The sequence below is a fragment of the Enterobacter oligotrophicus genome, assembly GCF_009176645.1.
Classification (GTDB): Bacteria; Pseudomonadota; Gammaproteobacteria; order Enterobacterales; family Enterobacteriaceae; genus Enterobacter; species Enterobacter oligotrophicus.
In genome coordinates this window covers 328,706-346,478 of the sequence record NZ_AP019007.1, presented here as the reverse complement: position 1 = coordinate 346,478, position 17,773 = coordinate 328,706, and the positions used below count along the sequence as shown (strand labels likewise).

General features: G+C 55.2%; 15 protein-coding genes and 1 pseudogene. 11 read left to right on the top strand and 5 right to left on the bottom strand.

Translation table 11 applies throughout. The features are described from left to right. Positions 1-126 precede the first annotated feature (126 nt). Entirely contained in the window at positions 127-2,241 is a 2,115-nt protein-coding gene (gene pqqU, locus EoCCA6_RS01660; protein WP_152081185.1) for a TonB-dependent receptor PqqU, read from the bottom strand. A gap of 243 nt (positions 2,242-2,484) precedes the next feature. On the opposite strand from pqqU, the gene yncE reads away from it, so the two are divergent. Next, positions 2,485-3,546: a 7-bladed beta-propeller protein YncE gene (gene yncE / locus EoCCA6_RS01655; RefSeq protein ID WP_152081184.1), complete on the top strand. Its 1,062-nt coding sequence runs from the start codon at positions 2,485-2,487 to the stop codon at positions 3,544-3,546. A gap of 93 nt (positions 3,547-3,639) precedes the next feature. Here the strand turns inward: yncE and ansP are convergent, their stop codons facing one another. Both ansP and EoCCA6_RS01645 read right to left on the bottom strand, forming a co-directional pair. After that, the gene (ansP, locus tag EoCCA6_RS01650; RefSeq protein WP_152081183.1) at positions 3,640-5,136 is read right to left on the bottom strand and encodes an L-asparagine permease; all 1,497 of its coding nucleotides are present in this window, start codon (positions 5,134-5,136) and stop codon (positions 3,640-3,642) included. A 387-nt stretch (positions 5,137-5,523) separates the two neighbouring features. Continuing rightward, complete coding sequence (locus EoCCA6_RS01645) at positions 5,524-6,414, bottom strand: LysR family transcriptional regulator (protein WP_152081182.1); 891 nt, start codon at positions 6,412-6,414, stop codon at positions 5,524-5,526. A gap of 113 nt (positions 6,415-6,527) precedes the next feature. Here EoCCA6_RS01645 and EoCCA6_RS01640 point away from each other — a divergent pair, with 113 nt between their 5' ends. Beyond that, positions 6,528-6,926 carry a (R)-mandelonitrile lyase gene (locus EoCCA6_RS01640; RefSeq protein ID WP_152081181.1) on the top strand — a complete coding sequence of 133 codons (399 nt, stop codon included), beginning with the start codon at positions 6,528-6,530 and terminating at the stop codon, positions 6,924-6,926. On the opposite strand, the gene EoCCA6_RS01635 is transcribed toward EoCCA6_RS01640, so the two are convergent. Then, complete coding sequence (locus tag EoCCA6_RS01635) at positions 6,923-8,458, bottom strand: methyl-accepting chemotaxis protein (RefSeq protein ID WP_152081180.1); 1,536 nt, start codon at positions 8,456-8,458, stop codon at positions 6,923-6,925. The two genes, EoCCA6_RS01640 and EoCCA6_RS01635, sit on opposite strands and share 4 nt — an antisense overlap. Positions 8,459-8,890: 432 nt before the next feature. Between EoCCA6_RS01635 and EoCCA6_RS01630 the strand changes: the two genes are divergently transcribed. The 9 genes and pseudogenes from EoCCA6_RS01630 (at position 8,891) to pptA (ending at position 17,326) form a co-directional block, all read left to right on the top strand. Continuing rightward, positions 8,891-9,892 carry an MsnO8 family LLM class oxidoreductase gene (locus EoCCA6_RS01630; RefSeq protein ID WP_152081179.1) on the top strand — a complete coding sequence of 334 codons (1,002 nt, stop codon included), beginning with the start codon at positions 8,891-8,893 and terminating at the stop codon, positions 9,890-9,892. Then, the gene (locus tag EoCCA6_RS01625; RefSeq protein ID WP_152081178.1) at positions 9,889-11,010 is read left to right on the top strand and encodes an amidohydrolase; all 1,122 of its coding nucleotides are present in this window, start codon (positions 9,889-9,891) and stop codon (positions 11,008-11,010) included. The genes EoCCA6_RS01630 and EoCCA6_RS01625 overlap by 4 nt, the downstream gene beginning before the upstream one ends. Before the next feature lie 16 nt (positions 11,011-11,026). Continuing rightward, positions 11,027-13,290 (top strand): annotated as a pseudogene (locus EoCCA6_RS21615) (NtaA/DmoA family FMN-dependent monooxygenase). A gap of 9 nt (positions 13,291-13,299) precedes the next feature. Next, entirely contained in the window at positions 13,300-13,809 is a 510-nt protein-coding gene (locus tag EoCCA6_RS01610) for a GNAT family N-acetyltransferase (RefSeq protein ID WP_152081175.1), read from the top strand. A 9-nt stretch (positions 13,810-13,818) separates the two neighbouring features. After that, positions 13,819-14,745 carry an amino acid ABC transporter permease gene (locus EoCCA6_RS01605; RefSeq protein WP_152081174.1) on the top strand — a complete coding sequence of 309 codons (927 nt, stop codon included), beginning with the start codon at positions 13,819-13,821 and terminating at the stop codon, positions 14,743-14,745. Then, positions 14,729-15,502 (top strand): amino acid ABC transporter ATP-binding protein, encoded by a 774-nt coding sequence (locus EoCCA6_RS01600; protein WP_152081173.1) that lies wholly within the window; start codon positions 14,729-14,731, stop codon positions 15,500-15,502. Before EoCCA6_RS01605 ends, EoCCA6_RS01600 begins: the two co-directional genes overlap by 17 nt. Positions 15,503-15,511: 9 nt before the next feature. Further along, a complete protein-coding gene (locus EoCCA6_RS01595; RefSeq protein WP_152081172.1) occupies positions 15,512-16,399 on the top strand; it encodes an ABC transporter substrate-binding protein in 888 nt (295 codons plus the stop codon). A 41-nt stretch (positions 16,400-16,440) separates the two neighbouring features. After that, positions 16,441-17,058: a glutathione S-transferase family protein gene (locus EoCCA6_RS01590; RefSeq protein ID WP_152081171.1), complete on the top strand. Its 618-nt coding sequence runs from the start codon at positions 16,441-16,443 to the stop codon at positions 17,056-17,058. Between the two features lie 37 nt (positions 17,059-17,095). Continuing rightward, positions 17,096-17,326: a tautomerase PptA gene (gene pptA, locus EoCCA6_RS01585; RefSeq protein ID WP_152081170.1), complete on the top strand. Its 231-nt coding sequence runs from the start codon at positions 17,096-17,098 to the stop codon at positions 17,324-17,326. Positions 17,327-17,368: 42 nt separating this feature from the next. On the opposite strand, the gene EoCCA6_RS01580 is transcribed toward pptA, so the two are convergent. Then, positions 17,369-17,668, bottom strand: a complete 300-nt coding sequence (locus EoCCA6_RS01580) for an ArsR/SmtB family transcription factor (protein ID WP_152081169.1) — start codon at positions 17,666-17,668, stop codon at positions 17,369-17,371. Positions 17,669-17,773: the final 105 nt, after the last annotated feature.

The following is a 17,773-nucleotide window of genomic DNA, read 5'->3' as shown; positions in this document are numbered from 1 at the left end:
TATTTAGCAAGGCGCGTATTTATATTTTTAATATAATCTGGTGGCTAATTCCCGGCGCATTTTTTCCGGGGGAAATTATTATTTTCACCATAAAAAAACCGGCCACTTCCGTAGCCGGTTTTTAACTCACTCAAATCGGTAAGACACTGACACGCCAACGCCGTAGTTACGACCAGGGGCCGGTTCGTAATAACGTCCGTTGGATTCATTTACGATGACAGAGCCCACATACTCTTTGTCAAACAGGTTATCGACGCGACCAAAGACATCCATGCCCCAGTTGCCATAGTTAAACTTATACCCGCTGTTCAGGCCGACGACGGTGTAAGAGGGCGCTTTCGCCGTGTTCTCGTCATCCGCCATGATATCGCTCAGGTAGCGCACGTCAGTTCCCGCATACCAGCCTTCTTCAGGCTGCCAGCCAAACGAGGCATAACCCATGTTGCGGGCAATACCTGGCATCCGGTTACCGTTACAGTCTGCATCGCTGCACACATTGGTGCGGTAGGTGGCGTCAAGGTAAGTCCAGGCCATTTTCAGCTTCCAGTTTTCTGCAAACTGCTGATCCAGAGACACTTCAAGACCCTGGCGGCGCGTTTTACCGGCATTTTTGTAGCTGGTACGGCCGCCGGAACTGGCATCCACGACGATCTCATCGTCAGTATCAGTGCGGAACAGCGCCGCCGTCAGCAGACCATTGCCGATGCGGGTTTTACTGCCCACTTCATACGTGTTGTTGGTGGATGGCTTAAGACCAATGTTCAGTCCGCCCTGGTTGTCAGAACGGTAGGAGAGTTCGTTGATGGTCGGCGTTTCAAAACCGCGTCCTGCGGCAGCATACAGATTCCAGCCGTCAGTGACCGCATATTTCACCGAGCCTGCCGGGAGCCATTTATGGTAGCTCGCGTCTCCACTATCATCGCCATTACCTGGCGTTATGTAATGATCGTTGGAATCGAACCAGACCGAGCTGTAACGCACGCCCGCATCTACCGACAGTTTTTGTGTGAGCTGCCAGCTTGTTTGCAGATAAGGATCGACGTTCCACATCAGGTTACGTTCGTTACGGCGTTTGTCGCCCTTAACGCCATAATCGGGTGCGCCGTTGTCCATCACGAAGTTCTCGTAGCCGCGACGATCTTCGCTCATGTTTTCGTAGTTCAGACCGGTGGTAAACGTCACAGGAACCAGCAACTCACCACGGTGTGTCCAGCGGGTATCAATGCCCTGATAGTGGCGCTGCATATCAATCACGCCGCCGGAGTGGGTCGGCTTCAGCTGCGGCTGATAAGGAATCGACTGGTACTGCGTCATTTCGCGCTCACCGGCGTACATCATCACGCTGAGATCGTCCTGATCGCTCAACTGACGGTCATAGCGCAGTCCGGCCTGCGTCTGCTTGATGGTCTTGCGGGTGTTGTACTGATCGCCGCGCGGAGACTGGCGCGGGTTATCCCGCCACTCCTGATAATCCAGCCCGCCCGGATCGTTGGCTTTCATGTCCACGCTGTTGAAGATCAGCGTCAGCTTGCTGGCGTCATCAATGCGAACGCCCAGCTTCGCGTTGGCAAGATTTTTACGTGCGCCACTGTGATCGCGGTAGCCTTTGGTGGTGAAGCGGGTGGTGGAAACGGTGTAATCCACATCTCCCGCGTGTGTGCCATCGCCCATTGCACCGGTCGCTTTCATACCGTAACGCCAGGTGCCGTAGCTGCCATAGTAGCTGCTGGCTTCAAGGGTTGGCGGCTGTTGTCCGGTCTGCGTGTTGATGTTAATCACGCCGCCTGACGCATTGCCGTAGAGGGCAGAGAAGGGGCCGCGCAGCACTTCAACGCTCTCTACGCTGCTGAGGTCAATGTTGGACGTCTGCCCCTGGCCGTCCGGCATGGTCGCCGGAATGCCGTCCACATACATGCGGATGCCGCGCACGCCAAAGGTCGAGCGCGCACCGAATCCGCGCATTGAGAGCTGCAGATCTTGTGCATAGTTCTGGCGGTTCTGAATTTGCAGGCCAGGGACGCTGCCGAGGGATTCAGAAAGGTTAATACGCGGTGCAGCCTGGCGCATATCGTCGCCATTCACCACGCTGACCGCTGCGGGTGTATCCAGCTCCGAGACGGGTTGCGGCGTGGCGCTGACGATCATGGTCTGTTCTTCTGCGGCCATCGCACTCAGAGGGCCAAAAATGACAGGAACCAGCAACAGCGGGAGAGTTGCCTTATGGGCAGAAATGATTTTCATGAAGTAAACCGGTTAAGGAAAAGAAACGAACCAAATGGAACATGTGCATACATGTTAAATCTTTTGTAAATCTTTTGAAAACTATAACCGCACATTGCGTTAATGAAAGGTGTTCAGGGAAAGAAAAACTCCACATTCATGCGATTAATGATTACTATTCTCATTAAAATAGCGGCGAAGCCATGACTTCGCCTGCCGGAAGCAATGTCAGTAGTACATCCCCTCTTTTAAAAAGGAATTGTTATGTCTTTACGTCATCTGTGCTCGCCGCGCCTGCGTGGCTCTCTGCTGGTAGGCTCTTTACTGTTTGCCGGATCGTTCCAGGTTCATGCTGCTGAAGACATGCTGCGCAAAGCGGTAGGAAAAGGCGCTTATGAGATGGCCGTGAGCCAGCAGGAGAATGCGCTGTGGGTCGCGACATCGCAAAGCCGCAAAACCGACAAGGGCGGTATTGTCTATCGTCTTGATCCAGTCACGCTGGAAGTGACGCAGGCCATTCATAACGATCTCAAACCGTTTGGTGCCACGATCGACAAAGCGACGCAGACGCTGTGGTTTGGTAACACCACTAACAGCGCCGTGACCGCCATCGATGCCAAAACGGGTGATGTGAAAGGGCGTCTGGTGCTGGATGACCGCAAACGCAGTGACACAGTCAAACCCCTGCATCCACGCGAGCTGGTGGCGGATGACACCACCAATACCGTTTACATCACCGGTATCGGTAACGAGAGCGTGATTTGGGTGGTTGATGGCGCAACGCTGAAGCTGAAGGACACGATTGCCAATACCGGTAAATACAGCACCGGTCTGGCGCTGGATGCGCAGGCAAAACGCCTCTATACCACCAATGCGGACGGCGAGCTGGTAACGATTGATACAGCGACCAATAAAATTCTGAGCCGTAAAAAAGTGCAGGATGACGGGAAAGAGCACTTCTACCTGAACCTGAGCCTGGATACCGCCGGACAGCGTGCGTTTATTACCGATTCAAAACAGCCGGAAGTGCTGGTGGTCAGCCTGAAAGATGGCAGCGTCATCGAGAAAATCGCTGCGCCAGAATCGCTGGCGGTGCTGTTTAACCCGGCACGTAACGAAGCCTATGTGACGCACCGCGAAGCGGGCAAGGTGAGCGTGATTGACGCAAAAACCTATAAAGTGACGAAAACCTACGATACGCCGGTCTACCCGAACAGCCTGGCGCTCTCTGCCGATGGTAAAACCCTGTACGTGACGGTGAAGCAGAAATCCACCCGTCAGCAGGAAGCCACTCAGCCTGACGATGTGATTCGTATCGTGCTCTAATGTGGGGATTGCCCGGTGGCGCTGCGCTTACCGGGCCTACAAAAACCATGAGTAGCAGGCCGGGTAAGGCGAAGCCGCCACCCGGCTTTTTTATTAACGCGAGGTCTCTTCAATCAGCGGGCCGTCCTGTTTTTCATCATCAGGATGAACAGGCGCGGTGCTGTGGATCTCATAGACGCGTTTGCGCACACCAAACCAGCCAGCAACCAGCAGAACAGCCAGCAGTGGAATGGTTGCGATAGTGTAGGTGCCGTTCGGGTAGTCGAACGCCATCAGCACCAGTACGCTGAACAGGAACAGCAGGGTCAGCCATGACGTGACGGGCGCGCCTGGCAGTTTGAAGCTCACATCCGCCGCTTTCCCTTCTTTAATCGCTTTACGCAGGCGCATCTGGCAGACCACGATAAAGGCCCAGGAAGCAATAATGCCCAGCGCGGCAACGTTCAGCACGATCTCAAACACCTGAGATGGCACCAGATAGTTCAGGAACACACCGAAAACGTACACCACCAGCGTGGCGAGGATACCGGCGTAAGGCACCTGCTGCTTGCTCATCTTCGACATGAATTTCGGTGCGGAGCCGCCCATCGACATGGAGCGCAGAATACGGCCGGTAGAGTAGAGGCCGGAGTTCAGGCTGGAGAGCGCAGCGGTCAGCACAACGATATTCATGATGCTGCCCACGTAAGGCACACCCAGTTTAGAGAAGAAGGTGACAAACGGGCTTTGTCCTGCCTGGTAGGCGTTCCACGGCAGGAGCAGCACCAGCAGCACCACGGAGCCAACGTAGAACAGGCCGATACGCCAGATCACGCTGTTGATAGCTTTTGGCACCATGGTCTGGGGATCTTTACATTCACCTGCAGCCGTACCAACCAGTTCGATCGACGCAAAGGCAAACACCACGCCCTGAACCAGTACCAGCGCAGGCAGCAGGCCGTGCGGGAAGAAACCACCATTATCGGTTATCAAATGGAAGCCTGTGGTATTGCCATCCAGCGGTTTACCGCTGCCGAGGAATACCGTACCGACCACCAGAAACACCACGATCGCCAGCACTTTCACCAGCGCAAACCAGAACTCCATCTCAGCGAACCACTTCACGCCAATCATGTTCATGGTCCCGACGATTGCCAGCGCACCGAGGGCAAACACCCACTGTGGCACATCGCCAAACGCGCCCCAGTAATGCATATACAGCGCAACGGCGGTGATGTCGACGATACCGGTCATCGCCCAGTTGACGAAGTACATCCAGCCCGCCACGTAAGCGGCTTTCTCACCGAGGAATTCGCGGGCGTAAGAGACAAAGCTGCCGCTGGAAGGGCGGTGAAGAACCAGTTCGCCCAACGCACGAAGAATGAAGAAAGAGAAAATCCCGCACACCAGATAAACCAGGGCGAGAGCAGGGCCTGCCATCTGCAGTCGTGCGCCTGCACCTAAAAACAGACCCGTACCGATAGCGCCGCCGATGGCGATCATTTGAACCTGACGGTTGCCCATCGCTTTGTGATAGCCCTCTTCGTGAGAGTTCAACCAGCGACGTTTCGCAGCATGATGATCGGCTGCGCTTTTATTGCTTGTTTTCATTGAGTTACCTGTCTGAACCATAGTCATGATAGTCGTCCCTGGCAGGGGCGAAACAAACGATTGCCTCTGCGCAGACACATGCTGCCTTTCCAGTCATTCTGCGTATGGATAAGGCGAAACATGGCGAGGCATCCTACCCGCAATCGATAAGCGACGCAAAATATAACCGTGCCGAAAGTGATGCATGTCGAAGGAAATTGTGTGGTCAGAGCAGACGGGGATCACAATGCGCTGAATCGTGGCGTTTTTTTAGGCAAAACGGCGAGAAAGGTGCTGCTTTAATCATCAGCTTTGCTTAATGATCACACGGTGGTATCAAGCATCGACTCAGCGAGAAACGGGAGGCGGTTAACGTGACGTTGTCACAAATAACGTTCAGTATCCCGATTACGGTTTGCGCAGTGCGTCAACCAGCAAAGCAAACGCAGTGGTGTGCTGGCGGCGGCTTGGGTAGTAAAGATGATAGCCGTCAAATGCCGGGCACCACGCCTCCAGCACGCGGATTAACCGCCCCTTCGCAATCGCGTCCTGGACAGTGTCTTCCGGTACATAGGCCAGCCCCAGACCATTTTCTGCGGCGTCAATGCGCTGTGGCAGGCTGTTCAGCGTGAGCTGACCCTCAACCCGTACACGCAGTTCGCGGCCGTCACGTTCAAATTCCCAGGCGTACAGTCCCCCGCGCGTTGGCAGGCGCATATTAATGCAGCGGTGCGCGTTAAGCTGCTCGGGAGTCTCGGGTACGCCGAAACGGGCAAGATAATCCGCCGAGCCCACTACCGCCATACGCATATCCGGCGCGATCCGCACGGCAATCATATCTTTCGCCACCTGTTCACCCAGACGCACCCCGGCGTCGAAACGCCCATCGACGATGTCCGTCAGACCGTTATCCACCGTGACTTCGACGTTGATGTCGGGATAGCGCGCCATAAACGGTTTAAGCACGGGCCACAGCACGGCGGACATCGCATGCTCGCCTGCGGTGATGCGGATATTTCCCGCCGGTCGATCGCGCGTATCACGCAGGGCCGTCAGTTCCTGCTCGATTTCCAGCAGATGCGGGCTTAAGCGCATGAAAAGTTGTTCACCAGCCTCGGTGGGCGCAACGCTGCGGGTGGTGCGGGTCAGCAGACGGACATCCAGCCGGGCTTCCAGATTGCGCATGGCATGGCTCAACGCAGATTGCGACACGCCGAGCTGCGCAGCCGCACGCGTAAAACTTCGCTCGCGGGCAACCACCATAAAAGAGAGCAGGTCGTTAAAATTGTCTTTTAGCATCGTGGATTCACCCATTCATGAATTGTATTCATGGTTCCTTTCTGATTATGCAGTCTAATGCTTACGGCACCTTTGCGCTACTGTTAGCGCAACAGCAAACGAAGGAGTACACCATGAAAATTATCCGTAGCGGTTCATTACCTTCAGTTAAGGGACCGGAAGCCTGGTTCACCGGTGCCGTGCGTATTGATGCGCCGTTTCAGGCAACAGAGCCTGCAAAAGTGGGGGGCGCAACGGTGACGTTTGAACCGGCTGCACGTACCGCGTGGCACACGCATCCTCTCGGACAAACGCTGATCGTTACCCAGGGGCGCGGCTGGTTACAGGAGTGGGGCAAAGAGGCGGAACCGCTGAATCAGGGCGATATCGCGTGGATACCGCCTGGCGTTAAACACTGGCACGGGGCGAGCGCCGAAACGGCGATGACGCATATTGCCATCGCCGAAGCGGTAAACGGCAGCCCGGTTGAATGGCTGGAAAAAGTGACCGACGAGCAGTATCCGAACCGCTAACCGCCAAAGACCGAAATGGCCTGTTTCAGACGCGTGGTGCGCTGCGTCAGGTGATTGGCGGCGCTGGTGACGCTATCTACCATCCCCGTATTGTTATGCGTCATCATGCCGATGCGGGAGATGGATGCGTTGATGAGCGCTAAGGCCTGCGTTTGCTCCTGCGTGGCATGGCCGATCTCTTTAATCAGGGAAGACATCCGCAGGACGTTGCCAATCATCACCGTCAACTGCGTTTCGGTTTGTTCCACCATTTCCACGCCGGAATTAACGCTGGAGACATTCTTCTCGATAAGCGTTTTGATCTCTTTTGCCGCTGTTGCGGAGTGCTGCGCGAGGTTACGCACTTCTGCTGCCACAACGGCGAAACCTCGTCCGGCGTCACCTGCGCGTGCGGCTTCAACGGCGGCATTTAGCGCCAGAATATTGGTCTGGAAGGCGATACGGTCAATCACGCCGATGATATCGACAATCTGGCTGTTATCCCGCGACACCGACTGCATCATGCCAATAGTCTCTTTCATCATCGCTTCGCCGCTGTGGGCACTGGCGCGGGTGCGATCCGCCATCTGCATTGCTTCCCTGGCTGTTTCTGCCGTCTGCTGTACGGCGCTGGCAATTTCTTCAACCGCCGCTGCGGTTTGCCGGAGATCATCGGCAGTCTCTTCAGAGCGTGCCTGTAATGCGGTACCTTCTTTCGCCACCTGCTGACTAATGGTTCCAATACCGCTGATTTGCGTGCCGACATCGTCTACCAGTGAGCTAAGATTTAACCCGGACTGATTCACCAGCCGCATCATCAGGCCAATATCATCGACCCGGTTAAAATGAACGTAGTCCGTTTTACGGCCAGAAACGATGCGCTGCATCTGGCAAACAATGGTGTTAAGTGGGCCTGAGATTTGAACGTGCAAATAAAACGCCAGCGCAATAAAAAGAGCGACCAGCCCACACATTTGAGTTATTCCTGCAGGCAATAAATAAATCAGTGAGCCGGAGAGAAGGGCGGTAACCACGATGCCATAATTGATCCGTTTGCGGGTGCTGAGACGTTTAAACAGTGACAGAAAGGAAAATATCCCCTTACGCACCAATAATCCTTTATAAAAACGATACTGCTTTAATTCGTTGTTGCGAATTTTCTGGTAGAGTTTTTCACTGGCATCGATCTCTTCACGGGCAGGAATATTACGTACTGAAATATAGCCAGTTAATGCATCATGTTGATACACCGGCGTGACGTTGGCCCGCACCCAGTAGTGATCCCCATTCTGGCGACGGTTTTTGACCAACCCCGTCCAGCTCTCGCCTTGCTGAAGAGTAAACCACATATCGCCAAAGGCCCCGGCAGGCATGTCAGGATGGCGGATAACATTATGAGGCTCACCCAGAAGATCGTCCTCATGATATCCACTGGCTTTAATAAAGGCTGAATTTGCGTAGGTAATATGGCTTTGCGTATTGGTTGTCGACATTAACGTCGTACCTTCGTTAAGCAAATACTCGTTTTGTGTAACGGGGGTGTTACGCCTCATGAGTAACTCCATGGTGATGTATAAGTAAAAAGAAGCCGCCAATAAAAATTCAAGCAAGATTAAAACGTTATTCTTTTGTTTTACCGTGGGCATATTCTCTCTGAATATTATGTTGTGTGAAATACCCTGAATTAAATAATTTTTAGCGGTTTAATTAAGTCAGTGTAATAAAATTGAAAATAAACAAGGTGAGATATTTTTAACGTCAACGAAAACAAATCACTTAAGTGAAATAAAAAGTGAGAAATGCACTTTTCAGGCAAACTGGCAAACCGACGTATGGTTTCATTTACAGGGTTGAAACCACTCTCTTTTGAAGCCACCCGGCTTTGCATTTCTGATTTCTGGCAAACCAAATGTAAATTAATTGTTTCTCAGAGGTGAAATCCACCTTTAATAATGACGACATGTTAAGTCAAACGAGAAAGCAACATGTCCTGGCGAATCAGCATTCTGGATAAAAGCCCTATAGCTGAAAACGAAACGGCGACCGATGCGCTGGCGCGAACCTTAAGCCTGGCGCAACAGGCGGAAACACTGGGCTATCACCGCTTCTGGATTGCCGAACACCACAACACCCCGCAACTGGCCAGCCCCTCACCGGAACTGTTGATTGCCTGGGTTCTGGGTCAAACCAGGCGTATCCGCGTGGGATCGGGCGGCGTCATGCTCCAGCACTACAGCCCCTACAAAGTGGCTGAAAACTTCAACGTGCTGGCTGCGCTGGCACCGGGTCGCGTGGATCTGGGTGTCGGGAAAGCCCCAGGCGGATTGCCGCTCTCTACCCGCGCACTACAACTCGGACTGAATCAGCAGGAAAAGGGCAGTTTTGCCGAACAACTGGCGCAACTGAATCGCTGGCTGCGACCTGAAAATCACTCAGCGGAGGAGATCGCGCGCGCCACGCCGCTGCCGCCCGAACCTGCGCAGGGTTTTCTGCTGGGCGCGAGCACCGAAAGCGCGCTGCTGGCCGCAAAGCTCAACTGGCACTTTGTCTTTGCCGCTCACCTGAATGGCGATCCGGAACTGCTGCGCGAGGTTATCACCACCTGGCGTGAAAACAGTGCCCACGACGTCATTGTGGCGGTGCAGGTTATCGTCGCCGCGACACAGGCTCAGGCGGATGCGCTTGCACAAAAGGTGGAAGTATGGGGCGTGGAACTGGCAAACGGACAGCGCGTCACCGTGGCAAGCGAAGAACAAGCCTACGCCTTTGCGCGTCAGGCTGGCAGTGAGCCGGTACGCATTGCCCGCCGGGCGCAATCTTTACTGGCCGGGACGGCGGAGTCGGTGCTGGCGCAACTCGATGCCCTGCATCAACAGTGGGGTATCGACGAATTTATTATCGATACACCAGTGTCGGAGGGGGCGACGCGCGTACAGTCACTGCGTCTGCTGGGGCAGGCACGACTCAGCAAGGAGGTTTCTGCATGAGTTTTGCTGAGCAACTGATCGCCTGGCGTCGCGAGCTGCACCAGAACCCTGAGCTGTCTGGTCAGGAAGTCGAAACCACTGCGCGTCTGCGCGACTGGCTGACAAACGCGGGTATCACGCCGCTGCCTTACGAACTCTCTACCGGTCTGGTGGCGGAAATCGGGAGCGGTAAAAAGCTGATTGCGCTACGGGCAGATATTGACGCCTTGCCGATTGAGGAGCGCAGCGGTGTGCCATTTAGCTCGCAGCGGCCCGGCGTAATGCATGCCTGCGGACACGATATCCACACCAGCGTGATCCTCGGTGCGGCGCTGAGGCTGAAAGCGCGCGCCGCCTCGCTTAACGGACGCGTGCGCATTCTGTTCCAGCCCGCGGAAGAGAACTTTGGTGGTGCGAAAAGCATGGTGCGGGCCGGTGCGTTACATGACGTTCGCGCAATCTTCGGGATGCATAACGAGCCGTCGCTGCCGGTAGGCGAGTTTGCCACCCGCGGTGGTCCCTTTTATGCCAATGTCGACCGGTTTGTGTTCCGCATCACCGGCAAAGGTGCCCACGCGGCGCGTCCACACGAAGGCAACGACGCGATTGTTCTGGCGAGCCAGCTGGTGACGGCGCTGCAAAGTGTGGCCAGCCGCAACGTCAATACGCTGGATTCTGTGGTGCTGAGCGTAACGCGTATTGCCGGTGGTAATACCTGGAATGTCCTGCCCGAAAGCGTTGAGCTGGAAGGCACGCTGCGCACGCACCGCATGGAAGTGCAGCAGAACGTAAAAGTGCGGGTGGGGGAAATTGCCGCCGGGTTTGCCAGCGCCTTTAACGCTCAGATTGATATTACCTGGTACGCCGGGCCAACCGCCCTGGTGAATGACGAGCGCTGGGCGGAGTTCGCCACGTCGGTGGCGCGTGAAGTGGGATATGAAACCCGGCACGCCGAATTGCATATGGGCGGGGAAGATTTCGCGGTCTATCTGCAAAATATCCCCGGAGCCTTTGTCAGCATTGGCAGCAATAGCCCGTTTGGTTTACATCATCCGGCCTTTAACCCGGACGAAGCATTAATTGAACCCGCTGCCCGCTATTTTGCACAGCTCGCGGAAAAAGCACTGCAACACATTTAATTCATAAGAGGTGAATATGTCTGCAACCCGACAATTGCGGCTGGGAACCATTTTGCATGGTGCATCCGGAAATATGTCTGCCTGGCGTCATCCGGCGGCCGTCGCAGATGCCAGTATCAATTTTGATTTCGTCAAAGAGACGGCGTTAAAAGCGGAAGAGGGAAAACTCGATTTTTTATTTGTAGCCGATGGTCTCTATATTAATGAGAAATCTATACCGCATTTTTTAAACCGCTTTGAGCCGCTGACGGTATTATCCGCGCTGGCCAGTATTACCTCGCGTCTGGGTTTAGTCGGGACGCTCTCCACCTCCTACAGCGAGCCGTTTACCGTGGCACGCCAGTTTGCCAGCCTTGATCACCTGAGCAACGGGCGGGCTGGCTGGAATGTGGTGACTTCGCCACTGGAAGGATCAGCGAAAAACTTCTCGCGCGATAAACACCCGGAGCATGCGCTGCGCTACCGCATTGCGGATGAGTATCTGGAAGTGGTGAAAGGGCTGTGGGATTCCTGGGAGGGCGATGCCTTTGTGCGAAATAAGGAGAGTGGTCAGTTTTTTGATCCTGCAAAACTGCACACTCTCAATCACCACGGTGATTTCTTCCAGGTCGCCGGGCCGCTGAATATTGGCCGTACCCCGCAAGGACGCCCGATTGTATTTCAGGCTGGCGCGTCGGATGACGGGAAAAAGCTGGCCGCGAAACACGCCGACGCCATATTTACCCATCATGAAACGTTAGACGAGGCAAAAGCCTTTTATCGCGATGTGAAACAGCAACTGGAAATCAATGGCCGTCGCGCGTCTGATTTGCATATTTTCCAGGGCGTGAGCGTGATTGTGGGTAAAGACGCCGATGACGTGGAAAACCAGTATCAAACCACGGCGGCGCTGGTGTCGATTAAGGATGCCCTGAATTACCTCGGGCGTTATTTTGAACATCATGATTTCAGTCAGTATCCGCTCGACGAACCGTTCCCGGACATCGGCGATTTGGGTAAAAACAGCTTCCGCAGCACTACCGATGAAATTAAGCGCAATGCCCGTGAGCGCCGCTTAACTCTGCGCCAGGTCGCGCTTGAAGCGGCATCACCGCGCCCGCGGTTTTCCGGCACGCCAGAGCAGGTGGCGGATGGGCTGCAGGCCTGGTTTGAGCACTATGCGGCTGACGGTTTCATCATTCAGGGCGGCACGCCGGATACTTTCCCGCGCTTTGTTGAGCAGGTGGTGCCTGTTCTGCAGTCCCGTGGCCTGTTCCGCACCGAATACCCTGGCACCACGCTGCGCGAAAGCCTGGGCTTAGACGAACCGAAAAATCAGTTCACACAACAATAAAAGAGAACACCGCTATGCAGAAAACCTCGCTTATTCTGGCGCTCGCGCTGGCCTTTACGCCTGCCGTCTGGGCAGAGAATGTGAATATTAACGGAACGGGTGTGAGCATTGAGGCGAATAAAATGCCGGTCAATACCGCCAAAAATAACGATGCGGTCGCACAGTTGCCGAAAGATTATCGCTTTGCCGTACCGGGGAAATTTACCGTCGCGGTGGCGGGTCTGAATCAACCGCCGCTGACGGTTTTCTCCGATGACAACAAAACGCTGCTGGGGAGTGAAGTCGACATCGCCCGCCTGGTGGCCGACAGCCTGGGGCTGGAGCTGAACGTGGTACCCACCTCCTGGGAGGACTGGCCGCTGGGCGTGGCATCCGGCAAATATGACGCGGCCATCAGCAATATCACCGTCACCAAAGAGCGCAAAGCGAAGTTTGACTTCGCCACCTACCGTAAAGACTCCCTCGGTTTCTACGTGAAATCGACCAGCCCGATCGCGTCGCTCCAGAAGGCAGAAGACATCGCCGGGCTGCGGATTATCGTCGGCTCCGGCACCAACCAGGAAGCGATCCTGCTGGCGTGGAATGACGAGAACCTCAAAAAAGGTCTCAAAGCCTTTACCCCTGTCTACACCAAAGACGATGCGGCGCAAACGCTGGCGCTTCAGTCAGGCCGTGCGGATGCGTACTTTGGTCCGAACGTGATTGGCGCATGGAAAGCAGCATTAACCGGGAAAACCAAACTGGTCGGCAGCGTCGATGGCGGCTGGCCGAAAGCGGCGCATATCGCGGTGACGCTTAAAAAGGGCAGCGGACTGGTTGAGCCGGTACAAACCGCGCTTAACGGGGTGATCAAAAACGGGGATTACGACAAAGTGCTGAACCGCTGGGGGGAAGGCGTTGAGCGCATTCCTCAATCAGAAGTGAACCCGGCGGGCCTGGGAGACTAAGGAGGCACCATGAATGAACAATTTCGCGATGTTTCACCGGAAGATGCCGAACTCCAGCCCATTATTGAGGGGCTGTTCGGTGAATATGCGGCCCGTTACGGAGACTACTTCTCTAAAGACGCGGAAGTGGAACTCACCGAGTGGTATTTAGCGCCGCAGGGGCTGTTTATCGTGCTGGAGCGCGACGGGAAAATTATCGCCACTGGCGCATACAAACCCTTTGATGAACAGACAGCCGAAATTAAACGCATCTGGACGGATAAATCCCTGCGTCAGCAGGGGCTTGCTGCCCGCGTGGTGCAGGAGCTGGAGCGCAGGGCGGTGCTGGCAGGATATAGCAAAATCTACCTCACCACCGGTTTTCGTCAGCCGGAAGCGGTCAGGCTCTATATCAGCCAGGGGTATCAGCCGCAGTTCGATCTTGAGCGCGATCCGGAAGAGTACAGCCTGCCGCCGTTTGACGGTCGGCTGCGTTTCACCAAAACGCTGGTACGCGAAGCGTTCAGCAAAACCGCATGAGGAACGACGATGAGCAACGTTGAAACCATTAAGGTGGTCCCGGCGCGTTATCCGCTGCGAACCGTTGGTGCAGTGGTGGCGCTGTTTGTGCTGGCGGTCGTGATTCAGTCCGTGGCCTTTAACCCACGCTGGGAGTGGGCGGTGTTTGCCCGCTGGTTCTTTGATCCGGTGATCCTGGAGGGCGTGGGGCAGACGCTGCTGTTAACGCTGATTGGCACCGTGCTGAGCGTGGCGTTCGGCGGCATGCTGGCGCTGGCAAGATTATCCTCATCGTGGCTGTTGAGCAGCCTGGCCTGGGGTTACATCTGGCTGTTTCGTTCGCTGCCGCTGATTGTGGTGTTGATCATCCTTTACAACTTTTCCTATCTCTACGACACGCTCTCCCTCGGCGTGCCGTTTACGGGTATTACCTGGGGCAGTTTTGAAACCATCAACGTGCTGGGGCAGTTTTCCACGGCAGTCGTAGGGCTGACGCTGGTGCAGAGCGCTTATACCGCAGAAATCATCCGCGGCGGTTTTCTCGGCGTCGATCACGGTCAGTATGAAGCCGCCGCCGCGCTCGGTCTGCCTGCCTGGCGTCGCACCGTGCGCATCATTTTACCGCAGGCGCTGCGCACCATTCTGCCGTCCGGTTTTAATGAGATTATCAGCCTCGCAAAAGGTACGGCGATGGTGTACGTGCTGGCGATGCCGGAGCTGTTCTATACCATTCAGATGATCTACAACCGCACCCAGGAGGTGATCCCGCTGCTGATGGTCGGTGCCGTGTGGTATCTGGTCATTACCACCGTATTGTCTGCCATTCAGCATGTTGTCGAGCGCGGGCTCGCCCGCAGTGAACGCCGTTCGGCGGTGAACCAGAGCCGTTCGCCAAGCCGTACCCGCACCGTCCCGAACACGCAAACACAGGAGCCCGTCCATGCAAGCCTCTCCTGAAGGACACATTTCCATTACCGGGGTCAGTAAGTTTTTTGGCCGTCACAAAGCACTTGATAACGTTTCGCTTGAGATCCCGCCGGGATCGGTCACGGTGATCCTCGGGCCTTCCGGCTCGGGAAAATCGACGCTGCTGCGCACCATCAACCACCTGGAGCGCGTCGATGAGGGATTTATCCAGATAGACGGGGATTACATCGGCTATCGCCGTCAGGGTGACAAACTCTACGAGCTGAAAGAGAAAGAGATCCTCAAACAGCGCGTCAATGTGGGCTACGTGTTCCAGAACTTTAATCTTTTTCCGCACCTCACGGTGCTGGAAAACCTGATTGAAGCGCCTGTCGCGCATAAGAAACTCAGCAAAAAAGAGGCGGTGGAAAGGGCATACAGTCTGCTGGATGTGGTGGGATTGCGCGATAAGGCCGACGCCTGGTCGCGCCATCTTTCCGGTGGTCAACAGCAGCGTATCGCCATTGCCCGCGCGCTGGCGCTGCGTCCCCGCGTAATGCTGTTTGATGAGCCGACTTCCGCACTCGACCCGGAACTGGTTGGTGAAGTGCTGGACGTGATTAAAAAGCTCGCCCGCTCCGGCACCACGCTGGTGGTGGTCACCCATGAGATCGGCTTTGCCCGTGAAGTGGCGGATCAGGTGGTGTTTATGGTCGACGGTAAAATTGTTGAACAGGGGAGCAGCGACGAGGTGTTGAACCGTCCGTCACACGCGCGAACGCGCCAGTTCCTCTCTAAAGTGCTGTAAGGAGTGCAGATGAAATATGGACTTCTGGCTGGTCTGGTGTTTACCACAGCGAGCTATGCCAGTATCGATTTGAATGCCAACGAACGGCCGCTGCCGGTAACGGTCGATCCGCAGGCGGTGGCGAAGATCCCGGCGAACTACAAATTTGTTGAGCCGGGCACGCTCACGGTCGCCATTTCAGCGCTTAACTCACCGCCGCTGGCGCTGCTCGCCAGCGATAACCGCACGCGCATCGGCAGCGACCCGGATATCGCCCGTTTACTGGCGGGCAGTTTAGGGCTGAAGCTGAAACTGGTGCCAACGGCGTGGGAGGACTGGCCGCTGGGAATAACATCCGGACGCTATGATGTGGCGCTGGTGAACATTGCCGTCACCGAACAGCGCAAAGAGAAATTTGATTTTGCGACCTACCGCGTCGATTCGCTGGCGTTTTCGGTGAAATCCACCAGCGATGTCCGGTCAATCAAGAGCGCTGAAGATCTGGCGGGTAAAAAGGTGATTGTAGGCTCCGGCACTAATCAGGAGCGCATTCTGCTGGGCTGGAACGAAGAGAACAAAAAGGCCGGGCGTGAGCCTGCGTTGCCGGTCTATCTTACCGATGATGCCTCAGGCAATTTGTACATTCAGTCCGGCAGGGCGGATGTTTTCTTCGGGCCGCAGTCGGTCTCCGCCTATAAAGCGGCGCTGACCGGTAAAACCCGCGTGGTGGGCCTAGGGCCGAAGAAAGCGTATGTCGCCACGACAACCAAAAAAGGCAACGGACTGGTGTACGCATTGCAGGCCGCGCTGGATGGTGCGATTCAGCGTGGAGAGTACCAGAAGGTGCTGGCGCGCTGGGGCGAGCAGGGCGAAGCGGTGGCAACATCGGACGTTAACCCGCCAGGGATAACCTACTAATCGTGCTCTACACTTAGGGTTTTCATCCCTGAGGGGGCAACATGATTAAACTCTATGGCGTACCCGGCTGGGGCTCGGCAATCAGTGAAGTGATGCTGACCCTGGCAGACATTCCTTACCAGTTTATCAACGTGGATGGGTTTGATCAGCCCGGCCCGCAGCGCGAGCTGCTGCAAAAACTCAATCCGCTGTGTCAGGTGCCGACTCTGGAGCTGGAGAACGGGGCGATCGTGACCGAAACAGCGGCGATTGCCCTGATGGTACTGGACAGATGCCCGGATCTTGCACCACCTGTGGGGCAGGCCGAGCGCCAGCAGTTTCAGCGTTTGCTCATCTGGTTTGTGGCGAACGTCTATCCCACCTTTACCTATGCCGATTACCCGGAACGCTGGGTGCCCGATGCGCCGGAACAGCTACAGAAAAACTGCATTGAGTACCGGAAGTCACTCTATCTCTGGTTTGACAGTCAGCTGAAAGCCTCGCCCTTTGCGTTTGGCGAACGGTTGACCCTGCTTGACGTCTATATCGCAGTGGCGCGTACCTGGGGGCCACGGCATGAATGGTTTGCGGTAAATACACCGAAGATAACGGCCATTGCGGACACGGTTTGTCAGCTTCCTGAACTGCACAAGGTGTTAAAAGCCAACGAGATAATCTGATAACGTGGAACGCTCACTCACAACAGGAAGCCTGCACATGCCACACGTTGATATTAAATGTTTCCCCCGCGATCTGAATGACCAACAAAAAACCGCGCTGGCGGAAGATATCGCGAAGGTGATTATTCGCCATTTCGACAGCAAAGACAGTTCCGTGTCTGTTGCCCTGAATCAGGTGCAGCCGGAAGACTGGAAAGCGCAGGTCTGGGATACGGAGATTGGGCCCAAACTGGATGAGCTGATTAAAAAGCCTGGGTATTCGATGTAAGGCGGTTTATGCCGGGTACGCCAGAATGATCGCCCGGCATGATCACCGAACCTTCAGCAGTATCGCCATTAGCCCTGGAAAACGGGCATCCAGATCGTCTCTGCGCAGTGAAATCATATTCTCTCGCCCCTGCGGGCGCTGCCAGATCACGCCGCTGTCACGCAATACGCGCCAGTGGTGAGTCATGGTGGATTTCACCACATCGTCCGGGCGTAGCGCGTTGCAGCTTAGCTCACTGCCATCGGCGAGCCTGCGGATAATCGAGAGGCGGAGCGGGTTACCGAGCGCGAAAAGCACATTTTCCAGCAGTATTTGTTCAGGTTCCGGGTGGTTTGGGGTCATCGTTTTCCTGCGTTAAAAGTCAGATTGAGCTATATCAACAATAGGCATGGTGTTAAAAAATAGTTCGATAATACTCGTACAATGGGACTATTATAGCAAACGAAC

What these genes read in the sequence shown, in the direction of transcription:
- pqqU (WP_152081185.1), bottom strand. Translation starts at nt 2,241, where the DNA reads ATGAAAATCATTTCTGCCCATAAGGCAACTCTCCCGCTGTTGCTGGTT.
- EoCCA6_RS01610 (WP_152081175.1), top strand. Translation starts at nt 13,300, where the DNA reads ATGAATGAACAATTTCGCGATGTTTCACCGGAAGATGCCGAACTCCAG.
- EoCCA6_RS01640 (WP_152081181.1), top strand. Translation starts at nt 6,528, where the DNA reads ATGAAAATTATCCGTAGCGGTTCATTACCTTCAGTTAAGGGACCGGAA.
- EoCCA6_RS01600 (WP_152081173.1), top strand. Translation starts at nt 14,729, where the DNA reads ATGCAAGCCTCTCCTGAAGGACACATTTCCATTACCGGGGTCAGTAAG.
- EoCCA6_RS01625 (WP_152081178.1), top strand. Translation starts at nt 9,889, where the DNA reads ATGAGTTTTGCTGAGCAACTGATCGCCTGGCGTCGCGAGCTGCACCAG.
- EoCCA6_RS01630 (WP_152081179.1), top strand. Translation starts at nt 8,891, where the DNA reads ATGTCCTGGCGAATCAGCATTCTGGATAAAAGCCCTATAGCTGAAAAC.
- ansP (WP_152081183.1), bottom strand. Translation starts at nt 5,136, where the DNA reads ATGAAAACAAGCAATAAAAGCGCAGCCGATCATCATGCTGCGAAACGT.
- EoCCA6_RS01595 (WP_152081172.1), top strand. Translation starts at nt 15,512, where the DNA reads ATGAAATATGGACTTCTGGCTGGTCTGGTGTTTACCACAGCGAGCTAT.
- EoCCA6_RS01635 (WP_152081180.1), bottom strand. Translation starts at nt 8,458, where the DNA reads ATGAGGCGTAACACCCCCGTTACACAAAACGAGTATTTGCTTAACGAA.
- EoCCA6_RS01645 (WP_152081182.1), bottom strand. Translation starts at nt 6,414, where the DNA reads ATGCTAAAAGACAATTTTAACGACCTGCTCTCTTTTATGGTGGTTGCC.
- yncE (WP_152081184.1), top strand. Translation starts at nt 2,485, where the DNA reads ATGTCTTTACGTCATCTGTGCTCGCCGCGCCTGCGTGGCTCTCTGCTG.
- EoCCA6_RS01605 (WP_152081174.1), top strand. Translation starts at nt 13,819, where the DNA reads ATGAGCAACGTTGAAACCATTAAGGTGGTCCCGGCGCGTTATCCGCTG.
- EoCCA6_RS01590 (WP_152081171.1), top strand. Translation starts at nt 16,441, where the DNA reads ATGATTAAACTCTATGGCGTACCCGGCTGGGGCTCGGCAATCAGTGAA.
- pptA (WP_152081170.1), top strand. Translation starts at nt 17,096, where the DNA reads ATGCCACACGTTGATATTAAATGTTTCCCCCGCGATCTGAATGACCAA.
- EoCCA6_RS01580 (WP_152081169.1), bottom strand. Translation starts at nt 17,668, where the DNA reads ATGACCCCAAACCACCCGGAACCTGAACAAATACTGCTGGAAAATGTG.